Annotated in this window: 13 protein-coding genes; 9 read left to right on the top strand and 4 right to left on the bottom strand. The window is 71.6% G+C overall.

The genetic code is table 11. The features are described 5' to 3' along the window. Positions 1 to 25 precede the first annotated feature (25 nt). The 7 genes from ACSHV8_RS12115 to ACSHV8_RS12085 all read left to right on the top strand — a co-directional run bounded on the left by ACSHV8_RS12115 (position 26) and on the right by ACSHV8_RS12085 (position 12,748). A complete protein-coding gene (locus ACSHV8_RS12115) occupies positions 26 to 901 on the top strand; it encodes an ABC transporter ATP-binding protein (protein WP_436532384.1) in 876 nt (291 codons plus the stop codon). Continuing rightward, positions 898 to 1,581 (top strand): ABC transporter ATP-binding protein, encoded by a 684-nt coding sequence (locus tag ACSHV8_RS12110; protein WP_436532382.1) that lies wholly within the window; start codon positions 898 to 900, stop codon positions 1,579 to 1,581. The genes ACSHV8_RS12115 and ACSHV8_RS12110 overlap by 4 nt, the downstream gene beginning before the upstream one ends. Further along, on the top strand, positions 1,578 to 4,709 hold the full coding sequence (locus ACSHV8_RS12105; RefSeq protein ID WP_436532380.1) for an FtsX-like permease family protein: 3,132 nt from the start codon (positions 1,578 to 1,580) through the stop codon (positions 4,707 to 4,709). The genes ACSHV8_RS12110 and ACSHV8_RS12105 overlap by 4 nt, the downstream gene beginning before the upstream one ends. Next, positions 4,706 to 7,402 (top strand): FtsX-like permease family protein, encoded by a 2,697-nt coding sequence (locus ACSHV8_RS12100; RefSeq protein ID WP_436532378.1) that lies wholly within the window; start codon positions 4,706 to 4,708, stop codon positions 7,400 to 7,402. The genes ACSHV8_RS12105 and ACSHV8_RS12100 overlap by 4 nt, the downstream gene beginning before the upstream one ends. A gap of 1,282 nt (positions 7,403 to 8,684) precedes the next feature. After that, positions 8,685 to 10,598: a GTP-binding protein gene (locus tag ACSHV8_RS12095; protein WP_436532376.1), complete on the top strand. Its 1,914-nt coding sequence runs from the start codon at positions 8,685 to 8,687 to the stop codon at positions 10,596 to 10,598. A gap of 18 nt (positions 10,599 to 10,616) precedes the next feature. After that, entirely contained in the window at positions 10,617 to 11,537 is a 921-nt protein-coding gene (locus ACSHV8_RS12090; RefSeq protein ID WP_436532375.1) for an L-histidine N(alpha)-methyltransferase, read from the top strand. A 227-nt stretch (positions 11,538 to 11,764) separates the two neighbouring features. Continuing rightward, positions 11,765 to 12,748 (top strand): arabinan endo-1,5-alpha-L-arabinosidase, encoded by a 984-nt coding sequence (locus tag ACSHV8_RS12085; protein ID WP_436532373.1) that lies wholly within the window; start codon positions 11,765 to 11,767, stop codon positions 12,746 to 12,748. Positions 12,749 to 12,810: 62 nt separating this feature from the next. Here ACSHV8_RS12085 and ACSHV8_RS12080 read toward each other — a convergent pair whose 3' ends face one another. After that, entirely contained in the window at positions 12,811 to 13,071 is a 261-nt protein-coding gene (locus ACSHV8_RS12080) for a hypothetical protein (protein ID WP_436532371.1), read from the bottom strand. 193 nt (positions 13,072 to 13,264) lie between these two features. On the opposite strand from ACSHV8_RS12080, the gene ACSHV8_RS12075 reads away from it, so the two are divergent. Beyond that, a complete protein-coding gene (locus ACSHV8_RS12075) occupies positions 13,265 to 13,570 on the top strand; it encodes a GlsB/YeaQ/YmgE family stress response membrane protein (RefSeq protein WP_436532369.1) in 306 nt (101 codons plus the stop codon). 13 nt (positions 13,571 to 13,583) lie between these two features. Then, positions 13,584 to 14,045, top strand: coding sequence for a YdeI/OmpD-associated family protein (locus ACSHV8_RS12070; protein ID WP_436532367.1), 462 nt, complete (start codon positions 13,584 to 13,586; stop codon positions 14,043 to 14,045). Between the two features lie 2 nt (positions 14,046 to 14,047). On the opposite strand, the gene ACSHV8_RS12065 is transcribed toward ACSHV8_RS12070, so the two are convergent. Genes ACSHV8_RS12065 through ACSHV8_RS12055 form a run of 3 tightly spaced genes read right to left on the bottom strand, consistent with a single transcriptional unit; the run spans position 14,048 to position 17,121 of the window. Continuing rightward, positions 14,048 to 14,728, bottom strand: coding sequence for a GOLPH3/VPS74 family protein (locus tag ACSHV8_RS12065; RefSeq protein ID WP_436532365.1), 681 nt, complete (start codon positions 14,726 to 14,728; stop codon positions 14,048 to 14,050). A gap of 4 nt (positions 14,729 to 14,732) precedes the next feature. Then, positions 14,733 to 15,722: an acetamidase/formamidase family protein gene (locus ACSHV8_RS12060; RefSeq protein WP_436532364.1), complete on the bottom strand. Its 990-nt coding sequence runs from the start codon at positions 15,720 to 15,722 to the stop codon at positions 14,733 to 14,735. Next, on the bottom strand, positions 15,715 to 17,121 hold the full coding sequence (locus ACSHV8_RS12055; protein ID WP_436532362.1) for an APC family permease: 1,407 nt from the start codon (positions 17,119 to 17,121) through the stop codon (positions 15,715 to 15,717). Before ACSHV8_RS12055 ends, ACSHV8_RS12060 begins: the two co-directional genes overlap by 8 nt. Positions 17,122 to 17,234 lie beyond the last annotated feature (113 nt).

Genomic DNA, 17,234 nt, shown 5'->3' with positions numbered 1-17,234 from the left:
AGGCACGCCCAAGATCGGGGGGACGATGTCCGAGGCACTGATTGTCTGCGAAAGTTTGGTCCGCATCTACCAGACCGGCTCGATCGAGGTGCAGGCGCTTCAGGGCCTCGACCTGGTCGTGAACCAGGGCGAGATGGTCGCCGTGGTCGGCGCCTCGGGCAGCGGGAAGTCGACGTTGCTGTCCATCCTGGCCGGCATCGACGCGCCGACCGCCGGTAAGGCCCGCGTCGAGCAGTGGGACCTGCTCGCCATGTCGCGGGCCGACCGGGTCCGCTATCGGCGCCAGACCGTCGGGTTCGTGCGCCAGCAGACCGCCAGCAATCTGGTGCCCTATCTGACCGCGCGGCAGGTCGTGGACCTCCCGATGACGGCCGCCCGGAAACCGGCGAAAGAGCGCCGTGAACGTACGTCCGAATTGCTGGAGGCTCTTGGGGTCTTGGACTGCGCCGACCGGAAACCGGGCGAGATGTCGGGCGGGCAGCAACAACGGGTGGCGATCGCGGTCGCCCTGGCGAATCGGCCGCACGTTCTTTTCGCCGATGAACCGACCGGCGAATTGGACACCACTACCTCGTCGGAAGTGTTCGAGGCATTGCGGGACGTCAATCAACGGTACGGCGTCACGGTCGTCGTCGTCACCCACGACGCCGCGGTCAGCGGGCAGGTCGAGCGGACGGTGGCCATCCGCGACGGCCGGACCAGCAGCGAGGTGCTGCGCCGGACCGCGACCAACGAGGACGGCGACACCCACGTCATCGCCGAGGAATACGCGGTGATGGACCGCGCCGGCCGCGTCCAGATCCCCCGCGAATACCGCGACGCGCTCGAACTCACCAACCGCGTGCGCCTCGCCCTCGAAGCCGACCACGTGCAAATTCATCCCGATCGGAACGGGAAATGACCAATTCAAACCCGATTGTTTCCGTACGGGGAATCCAGCGCACCTTCGGCAGCGGAGCGACCGCCGTCCACGCGTTGCGTGACATCTCCTTCGACATCGAACCGGGCACGATGGTCGCGCTCGTCGGCCGTTCCGGCTCGGGCAAGACGACCCTGCTCAACGTGATCGGCGGGCTGGACCGGGCCGACGGCGGCACCGTCGTCGTCGACGGCGACGACATCACGACGCTCGACGAGGACGGCCTGTCGCAGCTGCGGCGCGACAAGGTGTCGTACGTGTTCCAGACGTTCGGCCTGATCCCGGTGCTGTCCGCGGCCGAGAACGTCGGTGCGCCGCTGCGGCTGGCCCGCACCCCGGCGGCCGACCGCGAGAAACGCGTGAAACTGCTGCTCGACCTGGTCGGGCTCACCGATCACGCCGAGCAGCGGCCCAGCGAACTCTCCGGTGGCCAGCAGCAGCGCGTCGCCATCGCCCGCGCCCTGGCCGCCTCCCCGCGGCTGCTGATCGCCGACGAACCGACCGGCCAGCTCGACGCCGAGACCGGCCGTTCGGTGATGGCGCTGCTGCGCGGCGTCGTCGAGTCGGAGGGCGTGACCGCGCTCGTCTCCACCCACGACCCGGTGATGATGGCCATGGCCGACCGGGTGATCCGGATCAGCGACGGGCGGCTGCACGAGTGATCGCCCTGCTGCTGCGCCGGGCCCGCGCCCAGTGGCCGGTGCTGGCCGCGCTGCTGGCCGTGGTCACCCTCGGCGCCACCCTGCTCGGCGTGTGCGCGCTGCTGGTGACCCGGACCGCGCCGGTCGCCCTGGCCGTCGCCGCCCGGCAGGCCGCCCCGGACCGCCTGGCCGTGACCGCGTACACCTCGACGATCGCCGGCAAGGACGCGGCCGCGGTCACTCAGACCACCCACGACGTGCTGACCTCGGCGATCGCGCCGTTCCCGGCGACCTCCGCGGTCCGGGCGTCGTCGGTGATGCGGACGCTGCCCGGCCGCTCCGACGACGCGCAGACCTACCTGTCCAGCGTGCAGGACCTGCCCGAGCGGGCCGCCCTGGTCACCGGCCGCTGGCCGAAAGCCGGGGCCGACCCGCGGCACGCCGAGGCGGTGTTGCTGGAACCGACCGCGAAACTGCTCGGCCTGACCGTCGGCAGCCGGGTGCACCTGAAGGCCGACACCTCCTCGGACGCGCCCGCACCGGCCGTCGACCTGACCGTGGTCGGTGTCGCCCGGCCCGCACCGGGCGCCGGCTGGGACCGTGACCTGCTCGAAGGCACCGGCTTCGACCCGAACCACAACGACGGCACCACGATGCGGGACTTCCCGGTGTACGGGCCGTTCCTGGTCGACCTGCATGACCTGCTCGGCGGCGGTTCGTCGCTGCTGCGGATGGAGATCACCGCCCACCCCGACCTGGCCGGGGCGACCCCGGCAACCCTGGACGAGGCGAGCGCGCACGTGCGGGAGGCCGACGCGCGGCTGACCGGGACGCTCGGTGACCGGGCGACGTTCACGCGGGTGGCTTCCGATCTGCCGTACACGCTGTTCACCGCCCGCAACCAGCAGGACGTCACGCAGGCCGCGGTGCTCGCCGTGGCCGTGCTCGGGACCGTGCTCACCGCCGCCGCGCTGGCCCTGGCCGGGCGCCTCACCGCCGGGCTGCGGGCCGGGGAGACGGCGCTGCTGTCGGCCCTGGGCACCAGCCGGGTGCAGCTCGCGGTCACCGCCGCCGCCGAGGCCGGGCTGATCACGCTGATCTCGGCGGCACTGGCCGTACCCGGGTCGTCGCTGCTGCACAGCGCCCTGAGCCACCTCGCGCCGATGTCCGGCGCCGGGCTGACCACGGGTCCGCTGCTCGCCCCGGCGCAGATCGTCACCGTCCTGGCCGGCGCCCTGATCCTGACCGTCGTGCTCACCCTGACCGCGCTGCGGGCCGAACCCGCCCACGGTCCGCGCGGGCGTCGTGAACTGCTCGCCCGCTCCGGCGCCGACCTGCTGCTGGTCGGGTTCGCCGTGCTCGGCTGGTGGCAGCTGCACGCCCGGCGCACCGAGGCCGACGTGCTGCAGGTGCTCGCACCCGGCCTGCTGCTGGCCGCCGGCGCCGCCCTGGCCCTGCGCCTGGTCCCGCCGGCCCTGCGGCTGGCCGACCGGCTGGCCGCCCGCTCGGACAGCCTGCCCCTGCCGCTGGCCGCGTTCGAGGCGGCCCGCCGCCCGCAGGCGGCCGCCGCCGGACTGCTGATCTGCCTGGCCGCGGCCACCGGCACGTTCGGGGTCGCGCTGGCCTCGACCTGGGACCGCAGCCAGCACGACCAGGCCGACCTGGCCGTCGGCACCGACCTGGCGCTCACCCTGAGCACACCGCCGGTCGCCGGGCAGGGCGCCGCGATCGCCCAGGCCACCGGCGCGCGGGTGGTCAGCCCGGCCACCGACCGCGGCGTCGCCATCGGGCAGTGGCTCGGCGGCGCCAACGACACGCCACGGCTCGTCGCGATCGACACCGTGCACGCCGGTGAGCTGCTGCGCGGCCGGCTGCCGGCCGGCCACGACTGGGCGACGGCAACCCGCGGGCTGGCCCCGGCCGACCCGGCCGGCGGCGTCGCCGTCCCGGCCGGCACGACACTCACCGTGACCGGGACGGCGACCGGGCCGATCCCGATCCGGGTCGCCCCGCAGCTGCTCATGCAGGACTCGGCCGGACTGCGGACCGTCTGCGCCGGCTCGGCCGTCCCGCTGGACGGCAAACGCCACCCGGTGCCCGGCTGCGCCCCGGCCGACGGGATGCGCCTGGTCGCGGTCGCGCTGCCGATCGACTACGACTTCAGCTGGCTCAGCGACGTCGTGCAGAGCGACTTCACCGTGACCCTCGGGCTGCCCGGCCCGGCCGGTGACGTCGGCGGCTGGAGCACGGTGGCGGCCCAGCCGAAGTCCACCAACCTGATCGGCCCGAAGACGTCCGCGGCCGGCAACGGGCTCCGGGTGACCGGGACCGCGGTGCTCAACGGCGCCTCGATCGCCGATCTGACCGTGGTCACCACCGCGTTCCACGCGCCCGAGGCGGTGCCCGTGGTCGTCTCGCAGCGGCTGGCCGACGGACTCAGCGTCACCACCGGGTCGGCCCTCGATGTGACGGTCGGGACCAGCGTCGTACCCATCAAAATTGCCGGCATCGTGCCGGCCGTGCCCGGCGCACCGGGCGCCGCCGCCGTCCTGGCCGACATCGACGCGCTGTCACGGGTCCTGACCCTGCACGGCGACCTGGCCTACCCGGCCGACGCCTGGTGGGCCGGCACCCCCGCTCACACCGACCTGGCCGCGCTGCACCTGGGCACGGCCACCACCCGGGCCGGTGAGACCCAGCGGCTCACCTCGGGTCCGCTCAACGCCGGGCTGCCGGCCGTGCTGCGCCTGCTCGTCCCGGCCGCCGTCCTGCTCCTGCTGGCCGGGGTGCTGCTGCACGTCACCCACGACCTGCGGGACCGGGCGGTCGAGGTGGCCCGGCTGCGCGGACTCGGCATGACCGGGCGCGAGATCCGGACCACGCTGCTCGGCCAGCACGCCGCGATCCTGCTGCCACTGCTGCTGGCCGGAACGCTGGTCGGCGGACTGGCCACGGTGATCGTGGCGCCGCTGCTGATCCGCTCCGAAACCGGGGCGACCCCGGTCCCGTCCGTCCTGCCGTCCTGGCCCTGGACGTCCGAACTGCTGCTGATCGCCCTGCTCGTCGCCGGATGCACCCTCGCCGTCGGCGCGGTCGCGACCGCTCAGGCCCGCCGCGCCGGCGCGGCCCAACTCCGGGTGGCGTCATGATCCGATCCCCGCTGCACTGGCCCAGCATCCTCGGGCGGGCCCGGGCCGACGCCGGGCCGCTGACCCTGTCGGCCCTGGTCGTCCTCGTGGTGACGCTCCTGGCCGGCGCCGTGCCGGTGGAGTTGCGCAGCACCGCCGACCGGGCCGTCCAGGACGCCGTCCGGCAGGCCGGCGACGACGGCGACGTGCAGGTGCGGGCCCGCTGGGAGTGGGACGACGGCCCCGACGGCGGCCGGCTGCGCACCCCGGGCTCGGCCGCCGCCCTCGACGACCTGCGCGACCGCTCGCTCAGCCAGCTCGGGGCGCTCGGCTCGGTGCTGCTGCCGCCGATCGAGTTCGCCGACAGCCCGTACCTGAAGATCGTCAACGGCATGTCGCCGCGCAGCTTCCGGCTCGACTACGTCGCCGGCCCCGGCGGACCGGCGGTCACCTGGATCGCCGGCAACGCCCCGAAAGCCACCTCCGAAGAGCCTGACCTGGAGGTGCCGTTCAACGCGCCACCCTGGGCGGTCCAGGTCGGCGTCTCCGAGAAGACCGCGGCCCAGCTGGGGGTCAAGCCGGGCGATCGCGTCCAGGTCGAGGACAACGAGCGCAACCCCAAGAATGTACGGGTGAGCGGCGTCTTCCGGCCGGTCGACGCCGCCGACCCGGCCTGGCAGGTGGCGCCCTGGCTGCTCGACCCGATCTACGGCAAGGACGGCGCCGGGATCACCCGGTTCGGCGGGATGCTGTCGGCCGACTCGCTGCCCGACGCCCGCCTCGCGTTCGGCCAGGACGACATGCCCCGCACGATCCGCTTCCGCCCCGACCCGAACCTGCTCACCCTCGACTCGGCCCAGCGGATGGTCGCCGCCGTGGTCGCGCTCAAGGCGTCCTCGACCACCAGCTCCGGCGACCGCTCCCTCGAAGCCGAATGGTCGACCCAGCTCGACTACGTGCTGCGCGACGTCAAGGACCAGATCGACGCGGCCACCGCCCAGGCGTCCGTGCTGCTCACCGCGCTGACTGTGGTCGGCGTCCTGATCCTGCTGCTGGCCGCCCAACTGCTGGTGGCCCGCCGCGCCCCGGCGCTGACCATGGCCCGGCAGCGCGGGGCGTCGCTGACCGCGCTCGGCGTCGAACTGCTGCTCGAATCGGTCCTGGTCGCGGCGGTCGCGGCCGGTCTCGGCGTCCTCGCCTCGGTGCTGTTCGCCGGGGGCGTCGCCTGGGGCTGGCTGCTCCCGGTCGGACTCGCCGCGGTGCTCGCCGGGCCGGCGTTCGGGATCGTGGCCGCCTACCGGGCCACGCGCGACCGCCGGGTCCCGGCCAACCGCAGCGCCCGCCGGATCGGTGAACGAACCGCCGCGCTGCGCCGGCTCACCCTGGAAGCGGCCGTCCTGGCCGCCGCGGCCGTGGCCTGGTCGCTGCTCGATCGGCACGGGGTGCTGCCGTCGACCGGCGGAACCGTGCTGCTGCCGGCCGCGGCGCCGGCGCTAGGGGTGCTGACCGGGTCGGTGGTGCTGCTCCGGCTGTTGCCACTGGTCACCGGGGTGACGTTGCGGCAGGCGCTGCGGTCGTCGCGGCCGCTCGCGGTGTTCGGGGCGGCTCGGGCCGCGGTCGTGTCGTCGCGCGCGCTGCCGGTGCTCGCGCTGGTCAGCGCGGCCGGGCTGGCCTGCTTCGCGCTCACCGTGACCGCTACCGCGGATCGGGGGCTGACTGATGGGGCGTGGCGGACGGTGGGGGCCGACGCCCGGCTGGAGGTGGCCTCGGACACCCGGGTGCGGATCCCTGAGCTGGTGAAACAGATCGCGGCGGCGTCCGGGGTGCGGCACGCGGTGGCGGGCCAGGTACAGGATCAGGCGCCCATCGTGGTCGGGGACACCTCCCGGCCGGCCCGGCTCGTCATCGTGGACAGCGCGACCTATCGGGAACTGCTCGCGGACACACCGCTCCCCCAGTCGTCCACGTTGCCGGCGGCCTCGGGTGGGGTTGTGCCCGCGCTGGTCCGGTCGGCCTTCGTACACACCGGTGACCAGCTGAGTCTGTCCCGCCAAGGGGATCGGCCGATCACGTTCACGGCGGCCGGGACGGCGCCGCCGGTGGACGGGGCCGAGGACGTGGTGCTGGTGGATGCGGCGGCGATGACCGCGGCCGGGTTCACGGTGGAACCGGACACGATCTGGGCGACCGGGCCAGGAGCCGTCGCTGCGGTGGCCGCCCACGGTAATGACGGGCTGGTGACGCTGCGGACCGAGGTGGAGCGGGGGCGTCGGGACGCGCCGCTGGTCACCGGGTTGATCCGGCTTGCCTGGGCGGCGGCGGGGACACTTGTCGCGCTGGGGCTCCTCGGGTTCGCGCTCGGGGCGGCGGCGGGGGCGCCGGAGCGGTGGCAGACGTTGAGCCGGCTGCGGACGCTTGGGCTGCGCACGCGGGAAGCGCGGCGGGTTGCGGGGGCTGAACTGTTGCCACTTGCGCTGGTGGCGGCGTTGGCGGGGCCGTTGCTGGGGGCGTTGTTCGCGCGGATCACGCTGGGGCCGTTGTCGTTGCGGCTGCTCACCGGGCAGACCGATGATCCGGTGCTGGTACTGCCGTGGGTGCTGATCGCCGTGGTCGGGGTGTTGTTCCTGGTCATGGTGGTAGTGGTGGTTTCGGTGGAGGCGGCGGCTCGGCGGCGGCGCCGGCTGAGCGAGGTTTTGCGGGTGGGCGGGGCCTGACGGATCGCTCAGGGGTCTGGCGGGCGCCGCTGCTGGTCAGCGGTGGCCGCCGCCGGTCGCGCTCCGCCTCTGGTCGCGGTTTGCTTGCCAGGCACCCTCCGCCGCTGGTCACGGCGGTTGCCGCCAGCCGCGGTCGGCGGTTGGTCACGGTGGGCCGGAAACAGACCGTGAGTTCGCTGCCCCGGCTGGTGCTCACGGCTGGTGCGTGGCCTCCGCGCAGCCCTCACCACCAGCCGAGCAGGCTCAGCTGGCGCTCACGGTCGTTTTCGGGCCCCAACACAGCCCTGAGCACCAGCCGAACGGGCTGAGCTGGCGCTCACGGTCGTTTTCGGGCCCCAACACAGCCGTGAGCACCAGCTGGACGGGCTTAGCTGGTGCTCACGGTTGTTTTCGGGCCTCGATGCAGCCCTCACCACCAGCTGAGCGGGCTTGGCTGGTGCTGAGGGCTGCTTCAGCTCGGTTCCTCCGGAGAGCCGGCCAGGGCTGGGCCGTCGGCGGGCCGGGACCAACGACGTACCTCCGAAGCCGCCGCGACCAGAAGCGGAGCGCGAGCGGCGGCAGGGACAGTGACCAGCAGCGGAGGGTGCCTGGCAAGCAAACCGCGACCAGCAGCGGAGCGCGAGCGGCGGCAGGAACCGTGACCAGCAGCGGAGGGTGCCTGGCAAGCAAACCGCGACCAGCAGCGGAGCGCGAGCGGCGGCAGGAACCGTGACCAGCAGCGGAGGGTGCCTGGCAAGCAAACCGCAACCAGAAGCGGAGCGCGAGCGGCGGCAGGAACCGCGACCAGCAGCGGAGCGCGAGCGGCGGCAGGAACCGTGACCAGCAGCGGAGGGTGCCTGGCAAGCAAACCGCAACCAGAAGCGGAGCGCGAGCGGCGGCAGGAACCGTGACCAGCAGCGGAGGGTGCCTGGCAAGCAAACCGCGACCAGAAGCGGAGCGCGAGCGGCGGCAGGAACCGTGACCAGCAGCGGAGGGTGCCTGGCAAGCAAACCGCGACCAGCAGCGGAGCGCGAGCGGCGGCAGGAACCGTGACCAGCAGCGGAGGGTGCCTGGCAAGCAAGCCGCGACCAGAAGCGGAGCGCGAGCGGCGGCAGGCATCGTGACCAGCAGCGGCTGGTGGCCAGGGAGCGGACGCCGCAGACGGGTTAATCGGTTGCCCGGGTACGGGGCCGGCTGATGGGGTGGGAAGGTCAGTGCCCCGACCGGAAGGCGAACCGAGCGATGCGAGCTGCGTGCATGTCACCCACGGAAGGAATCGTTCCCATCCTTAAGGACATCACGCTTGAGCATCCTCAACCTCGGCATTCTGGCGCACGTCGACGCCGGTAAGACCAGTCTCACCGAGCGGCTTCTCTTCACCGCCGGTGTCATCGACGAGATCGGGCGCGTGGACGACGGTTCCACGCAGACCGACACCCTGGAATTGGAACGGCGACGCGGGATCACCATCAAATCCGCGGTCGTCTCGTTCCGCGTGCACGGCCGTACCGTCAATCTGATCGACACGCCCGGGCACCCGGATTTCATCGCCGAGGTGGAGCGGGCGCTGTCCGTTCTTGACGGTGCCGTTCTGGTGGTTTCGGCGGTCGAGGGCGTGCAGGCGCAGACCCGGGTGATCGCCCGGACGCTGCACCGGCTGGGCATTCCGACGCTGATCTTCGTGAACAAGGTGGACCGTGGCGGCGCACGGTTCGACGGGGTTCTGGACGAGATCGCGGGGCGGATCAGTCCGGCGATCATCCCGATGAGCCGGGTCGACGGGATCGGCACCCGCGACGCGAAGGTCGGCGCCGACGTGGACATGGTGCGGCTCGCTGACCACGATGACCAGGTGCTTTCCGCGTTCGTGGAGGGCCGGCCGATGCCGCGGATCCGGGTGCGCGGAAAGGTGCATCCGGTCTACTTCGGGTCGGCGATCACCGGCGCCGGCATCGACGATCTCGTGGACGGGATCACCCGGCTGCTGCCGGCGGCGACGATCCGGGAGGACGGTCCGCCGGCCGGGAGGGTCTTCAAGGTGGAGCGCGGCGGGGCCGGGGAACGGCTGGCCTACGTGCGGATGTTCCGCGGAACCCTGCGGGTGCGGGACACCCTGGGCGCGGACCGGGTGACCGGAATCGACATGTTCGCGGACGGCGCCGCCCGCGCCTGCGGCGCGATCACGGCGGGGCGGATCGGCCGGATTCGCGGGCTGAGCTCCGCTCGGATCGGGGACGATTTCGGCGTACGGGAGATAGGCGCGAACGAATCATCCTTTGCCCCGCCCAGCCTGGAGACGGCGGTCGTCGCGTCCCGACCGGCCGAGCGCGGCGCCCTGCACGCCGCCCTGTCCGAGCTGGCCGAGCAGGATCCGCTGATCAATCTGCGTCAGGACGACGAGCGGCAGGAAGTGTACGTGTCGCTCTACGGCGAGGTGCAGAAGGAGGTGATCGGGTCGACCCTGGCCGAGCAGTACGGGCTGGCCGTGACGTTCCGGGAGACCACGACTCTGCACGTCGAGCGGTTGCTCGGGGTCGGTGAGGCGGTCGAGTTCAACAAGGTCGAGCCGAACCCGTTCCTGGCCACGATCGGCCTGCGGGTCGCGCCGGGGCCGGTCGGGGCGGGGGTCAGTTTCGGTCTGGAGGTGGAGCCGGGGTCGATGCCGCCGGCGTTCTTCACCGCGGTGGAGCAGACCGTGCACGAGACCCTGCGCCAGGGGTTGCGGGGCTGGCCGGTGCCGGATTGCGCGGTGGTGATGACGCACTCGGGGTATTCGGCGCGGCAGTCGCATTCGCACGCGATCTTCGACAAGAGCATGTCGAGCACCGCCGGGGATTTCCGTAACCTGACGCCGCTGGTGCTGCTGGAGGCGGTCCGCCGAGCGGGAACGGTCGTGCTGGAGCCGATCCACGCGTTCCGGGCCGAGGTGCCGCCGGACACCGTGCCCGCGGTGCTGCCGCTGCTCGCGCGGCTGCGGGCGGTGCCCCTGGCGACGTCGACGACCGTGATCTCGGGCGAGATCCCGGCGGCCCGGGTCCACGAGCTGCAGCGACGGCTGCCCGCGCTGACGCGCGGCGAGGGCGTACTGGAAAGCGTCTTTGATCATCATGCGCCGGCGCAGGGCCCGGCACCGACCCGGGAGCGGACCGGCCCGGATCCCCTCGATCGCAAGGAATACCTGCTCCGGGTGCTCCGCCGCACCGGATCGTCGTCCTAGCGATCGACAATGCTCGACATGACATTTACACCGGAGGAGTTGGACGAGCTTGCCGCGCACCTGGCGGCCACGGGTGAGATCGACAGCCGGTTCTCGTACCGCGGTGACGGCGCGGCGGCCTGGGACCGGCTCGCGACCTGGCAGCAGCATGACCCGGAGCCCAACGCCCTGCACGCCACGCACGAACTGCTTCGGGACGCCCACGAGGACCTGGTCGCCGCGCTGCCCGGGCCGATCCGGGTCGTCGACCTCGGGCCGGGCAACGGCAGCCCGATCCTCGGCCTGCTGCAGCGGCTGCTGGATGCGGGGCGCCTGGAGCGGTACGTCGGGGTGGACGTCAGCCCCGACATGATCGAGATCGCCCGGTCGCATCTGCGCGCCCGGCTCGGACCGGACCCGCGGCTCGAATTCCACTGCCGGGACTTCACCGGCAGCCCCCTCGACGACCTGCGCGGAACCGCCACGATGGTGCTCCTGCTCGGTGGCACACTGCTGAACTTCGCCGACCCGGCCGCGGTTCTGCGGCACCTTCGCCCGGCCGCGGAGGTCATCGTCTACACGGGCCGCACCGATGCCGCCGATCGCCCGGTCGGGCGGTTCAGCGTCGGCGGGAACGGCGAGGACATCCCGGACAAGTCACGCCGGCTGCTCGATCGGCTCGGCGTTCCGCGCGACCGCTATGAGCCGGAGATCGGCTTCGACGCGGTGACGCGGGAACGGTTCCTCCGGATTCACCTGACCGGTCCGGTGCTGGTCGCGAATCGGGTCCCGCTGCCGGCCGGGCGGACCGTCCAGCTGTGGCGCTATCAGCATCGGTCGGCCGACGAGTTGATCGCCATGCGGGCGTCGGCCGGGTACGGGCCGCTCGGCCAGTGGCAGACCCGCAGCGGTGAATTCGTGCTGGTGGCGGGCCGGGAAGGTGTCGACGGGGCGCCGTGACGACTTCCTCCCGGTCGAGCACGGCGCGATCCCGGGTGATCGTGGTGTGGATCAACGCGCGGAGCAGGGCGTACGGGAAATGTTTTTGCAGCGTTGCAAAGAGTGGGTTGACTTGACTGATGTGATCGTTAACATGACGGTAATCGAATCGACGTCGATGACTATCCCCCGGCGGTCGCCCGGTTCCCCGATCGGGCGACCGCACCCTCCCGGAAGGCGAATCCCCCATGTCGTCTCGCTTCCGCAAACTGCTCCTGGCCGGCGTCACCGGCCTGCTCGCCGTGACCGCCGGCGCGGTCGGCCTGCGGGCCGCCGAAGCCGCCACCTACCCCAACCCGGGCGTCGTCACCGGCTCGACCGGCGCGCACGACCCGTCCATCGTCAAGAAGCCCGGTGGCGGCTATCTCCTGGCCACCACCGGCGACGGCATCACGCTGAAGACCTCGTCGGACCGGACGGCGTTCGCCGACGCCGGGAAAGCATTCCCCAGCGGCACGTCCTGGGCGAACGCGTACACCGGCGGCAGCGCCAACCTGTGGGCGCCGGACATCTCGTACCGTGGTGGCAAGTACTTGATGTATTACGCGGCCTCGACGTTCGGCTCCAGCAAATCCGCGATCTTCCTGGCCCAGTCGACCACCGGCGCGGCCGGGAGCTGGACCAACTCCGGACTGGTGATCGAATCGACGACCAGCAGCAACTGGAATGCGATCGACCCGAACCTGACCGTCACCGCGTCCGGCGAATGGTGGCTCACCTTCGGATCATTCTGGTCCGGACTGAAAATGGTGAAGATCAATCCGTCGACCGGTAAGCGGGCCGACAGCACGATGTACAACATCGCCGAACGGTTCGTGAACAGTAAATCGGTCGAGGCGCCGTTCGTGTTCTCCCACGGCGGCTACTACTACCTGTTCATGTCGTTCGACTTCTGCTGCCAGGGGGCGTCCAGCACGTACCGGGTGATGGTGGCCCGGTCGACGTCGATCACCGGGCCCTACAAGGACCGGGCCGGGACGCTGACCACGGCCGGGGGCGGGACGGAGATCCTGGCCACGCACGGGAGCATCTACGGGCCCGGGCATCCGGCGGTGTTCACCGACAGCGACGCCGATGTGCTGGTCTACCACTACTACACGTCGTCCGGGGCGGCGAAGCTCGGCATCAACCTGATCGGGTGGGACTCGTCGGCCTGGCCCTACGTCTACTGATCCCGGCCGGGTGGCCCCGAACCCGAATCGGGGCCGCCCGGCCAACCCCGCAACTGCCGGCCTCACGGCAACTGGCGGATCGGCAGGGCGTGCTCGGAAGTGTGACTCGCGACGGCGACCCGGCCGGAGGCGGAACGCAGACCGCCGGCGAGGTTGGTGACGTTGGTGGAGACGCGGGTGAGCAGTTCGGCGACCATCGCAGTGGCCTCGTCCGCGTCCGGTGTGGCCGGACTGCCGGTGGCGGTTAGCAGGGCGCCGGCGCGGCGCAGGCGGTCGGCGATGGTGTCCAGCAGGGCCAGGTCGACGTCCAGCTGATCGGTCATGTCCACTCCCCCAGGTCGATGAAGCCAGGTCGATGAAGCCAGGTCGGCGAGCCCGGGCCGACGAACCCGAGCCGATCAAGCCGAATCGATGCTCCGCATAGGTGTACACACCCTCTTCGAGATCGGTTCATGATCGGGTTTGACGCGGGCCTCACCATGGGCATGGTCGGAATGTTGATGGGGAGGTACACGAGTGGATGCTCAGGATCTGATCGCGGCGATCATCTTCGGTGCGATCATCGGGGTGGTGGCCCGGATCGTGCTGCCGGGCCGGCAGAACATCGGGCTGATCGCGACCGTGCTGGTCGGCATGGGCGCGGCGGTCGCCGGTACGTGGGTGTCGTCCCGGTACGACCTGCACAGCAGCCATTTCTTCACGGTCACCGGGCGGACCTTCGACTGGGCCGTGGTGGGTGTGCAGGTCGGCATCGCGGTGGTCGGTGTGGGACTCGCCGCCGTCCTGGCCAAGACTTTTTCGACCGATCGGGACCGGGACTGATTACCGTGTCACCGTGGCTGAGATCCTGAATCTGACTTTGACGCTGGAGTCGCGCGGGCCGGCGGGGGCGTTCCTGCTCACCGACGAGCAGGTCGCCGCGGTCGGCGACGGGAAGAAGGCGTTCCCGGTGCAGGTGACCGTGAACGACGTGACGCTGGCGCTGCGCCTGGCCCGGATGGGCGGCGAGAACATGATCGGCCTGGCCAAGGCGGTGCGGGCCAAGGCCAAGGTCGAGATCGGTTCGGCGTACGAGGTGACGATCGCGGCCGAGGCCGGCGAGCGCACCGTGGAGACGCCGCCGGAGCTGGACGCGGCGCTGGCCGGGGACGCGCAGGCCAGGGCTGCGTACGAGAAGTTGGCGTATTCGCATCGCAAGGAGTTCGCCCGCTGGATCACCGAGGCCAAGCGCGAGGCGACCCGCACCGACCGTGTCGCCAAGACCCTGGAGATGTTGAAGGCCGGCGAGCACCGCTGAAGCTACATCGCCGAGGTCGCCATGTCCTGGACCACGGCGAGGACGGCCGCGGCGACGGCCGGCGCCTGCCCGACCGGGTGCCGGGACGGGCGGGCGCGTTCCGGCAACTCCTCGATGACCTGCTGCAGCAGCGGTTCGACCTCGGCCCGGGTGCCGCGCAGCAGCGCGCCGTGCAGGCCGAGCGCGGAGACCAGCCCGCAGAGGCAGTCGGCGTCCGGTGACGGGCCGTCGCGGCCGTCCATGCGGTAGCCGACCTTGGCGCGGACCCGGACGGCCACGCCTTCGTCGGCGATCGTGTACTCCTTCTTGCGCCACCGCCGCGCCGGTTCCTCGACGATCAGGCCTCGGTGGACCAGGGCGGCGGTGGTGCGTTCGTACAGTCCGGGGGCCGCGGCGCGGATGAGCGCGGGCAGCGCCGGGCCGGGGGCCTTCTCCATGATCGCGGCGAGGACGTCGTCGGTGACCGGGTCGCCGGTCGGTTCGCGTTGATGCCAGTCCGGCACGACGCTCCCGGACTCGATGCTGACCCGCTGGGTGATGAGCAGATCCATCACCGTCGCGCCGGCCAGGCCGGCGGCCAGGGCGGGCACGTGCAGGCGGGGCCGCATGTGCCGGGTCTCGTCGTGAGCAAGAACAAAGAATTGCTCACGTACGAGGGTCGGATCGAGTCCGGGGCGTCGCAAAGGATCAGCCGTTCCGTAGCCGTTCGTGCACGCCGCCGTAGGCGACCGTGCCGGGGAGGTACTTCTTGTCGATGCCGGCGCTCATCACGTACTGCGGGTCGACGACGTTGCCGGCCCGGGCGCTGGTCGTCTGGGAGACCAGCTGGTACGCGTCGAGCAGGTCGAGCCCGGTCAGCGAGGCCACGTGCCGGACGAGGTCGTCCTGGCTGATCCGGAACGCGTCCTCCAGGGGCCGCGCGGCGCCGAGCGAGACGAGCTGGTCGTCGGTCTCCAGCCGCGGGGTGCCGGTCGGCACGCCCTTGATCACGTCGACGACCAGGGTGACGTCCATGGCGACCTCGACGGCTACGCCGCACACCTCGCCGTCGCCCTGCCGGGCGTGCCCGTCACCGAGCGCGAGCAGCGCGCCGGGCACGTTGACGCCGAGGTAGAGGGTGGCGCCGGGGCCGAGCAGCGGGGTGTCCAGGTTGCCACCGTGCACGTCCGGGACGATGGTCTGGCGGACCTCGTTGGCGGCCGGCGCGACGCCGACGGTGCCGAGCATCGGGGCCAGCGGCAGGTCGACGGTGAAGTCGCTGCGCCGGGCCTGGTAGCGCACGGTCTGCGCGGCCAGGTCGATGTCGTAGAGCCACACCCGCTCTTCGAGCGGTTCCTGCAGCGTACGGGTGTAGCCGGTCGACGTGAGCGCGCCGAAGTGCGGAAACGTCGAGGAGATGCCGAACGCCGACGCCGGGGTCAGCGCCACGATGTGCACGGCCAGGGTGTCACCCGGTTCGGCGCCTTCGACGTGCAGCGGGCCGGTGACCGGGTTCAGGTACGGGAATTCGCAGACCTGGCTGGGCAGGTCGTCGACGGTGCGCACCTTGCCGCCGAAGCAGTCGAGCGTGCGCAGGGTGATCGGTGCGCCCGGTTTGACCGCCGCGATCGCCTCCCGCCCGCCGAACGTGTACCCGTACTGACCGGGGTCGGCCGGGATGTGGATCGGGTCAGACATTCTCCACCGCCTTGGGGGTCGTGGCCGCGTCGTCGTCGCCGGGCACCTCGGGCAGGCTCGGCTTGCGGCCGGTGGCGAGCAGCACGATCAGGACGACCGCGCCGACGCCGAGCCAGATCAGGCCGACCGTCTGCGCCAGGTAGCTGCCGTTCACGATGACCGCGACCAGCACCAGCGCGCCGACGACCGGGATGACCACGTTACGCAGCACCCCGCTCTGCCGACCGGTCCGGGCCCATTCCCAGATGACGCAGATGTGCAGGACCACGAACGCGATGAGCGCGCCGAAGTTGACCAGTGCGGCCATCAGCGCGATGCCGTCGTCGCGCGAAGCCATCCACAGGCCGATGACCAGGGAGACGGCCGCGGTGGTGAGGATCGCGTTGGTCGGCACCGAACGGGTCAGCGACACCCGGGACAGGAACTTGGGCAGCTGACCGTCGCGGGACATGGCCATCAGCAGGCGGCTGGTGGCGACCTGGGCGACCATGTTGTTGGCGATACCCCAGGCCAGGGCGGTCGCGAGGGCGGTCAGGGTGCCCAGCCAGTGGCCGCCGGCGACCTCGGCCGCGTCGTAGAACGCCGTGCCGGCCGCGTCGCCGTTGGCGATCAGGCCGGCCGGGTCGGGCACGAGCAGCGCGGCCACCCAGGTCTGGGCGACGAACAGCAGCCCGACCACGAGCAGGGACAGGTACATGGCCCGGCTGACCGTGCGGGCGCCGTCGGCCGCGTCCTCGGCGAGCAGCCCCAGCGCGTCGAAGCCGAGGTAGGAGAGCATGCCGATCGACACGCCGCCCAGGATCAGCGACCAGGTGAAGCTGGTGCCGTTGTAGAACGGGTCGAAGCTGAAGCCCTGCCCCTTGCCGTCGGCCAGCGCCTTCAGGCCGTACGCCAGGAAAATGACCAGGATGACCAGCTCGGCCGCCAGGAAGACCCAGTTGAGCAGCTTGGTGGTCTTGATGCCGAGCACGTTGGTCACGGTGTTGACCAGGATGAAGATGATGACCCAGGCCCACACCGGCACGCCGGTTACGATCGAGTTCATCGCGGCGCCGGCGACCAGCGACAGCAGCAGCGGGATGCACACGTAGTCGAGCAGGATGGCCCAGCCGGTCAGGAAGCCGACCGCGGGGTGGATCGCGCGGCCGGCGTAGCCGTAGACCGAGCCGGCGACCGGATATTTCTCGACCATCACGCCGTACGAGGACGCCGTCAGGATCATCGCACCGGCGCCGACCACGTAGGCCAGGGCGATCATGCCGCCGCTGGCCTGGAAGACGCTGCCGAAGATGCCGAACGGGGCGATCACGACCATGAAGACCAGGCCGTACGCGATCAGGTCGCGAATGCGCAGTTCGCGTCTGAGCTGCTGCTGGTAACCGAACTTGTCGATGGACACCGCGCGGTGACACCTCTTCCCCGACGAGAGGTACGGACGCCGCAGATCCACTGTGGACTGTGGCATGACGATGATCCGCGTGAGATCGCGGAGAGCGAGGAAAGTAAATACCT

Source organism: Actinoplanes sp. HUAS TT8, assembly GCF_051380535.1.
In the GTDB taxonomy this organism is placed as follows: domain Bacteria; phylum Actinomycetota; class Actinomycetes; order Mycobacteriales; family Micromonosporaceae; genus Actinoplanes.
The sequence above is the reverse complement of the archived record's forward strand: the minus strand, read 5'-3'. Positions and strand labels throughout refer to the sequence as shown.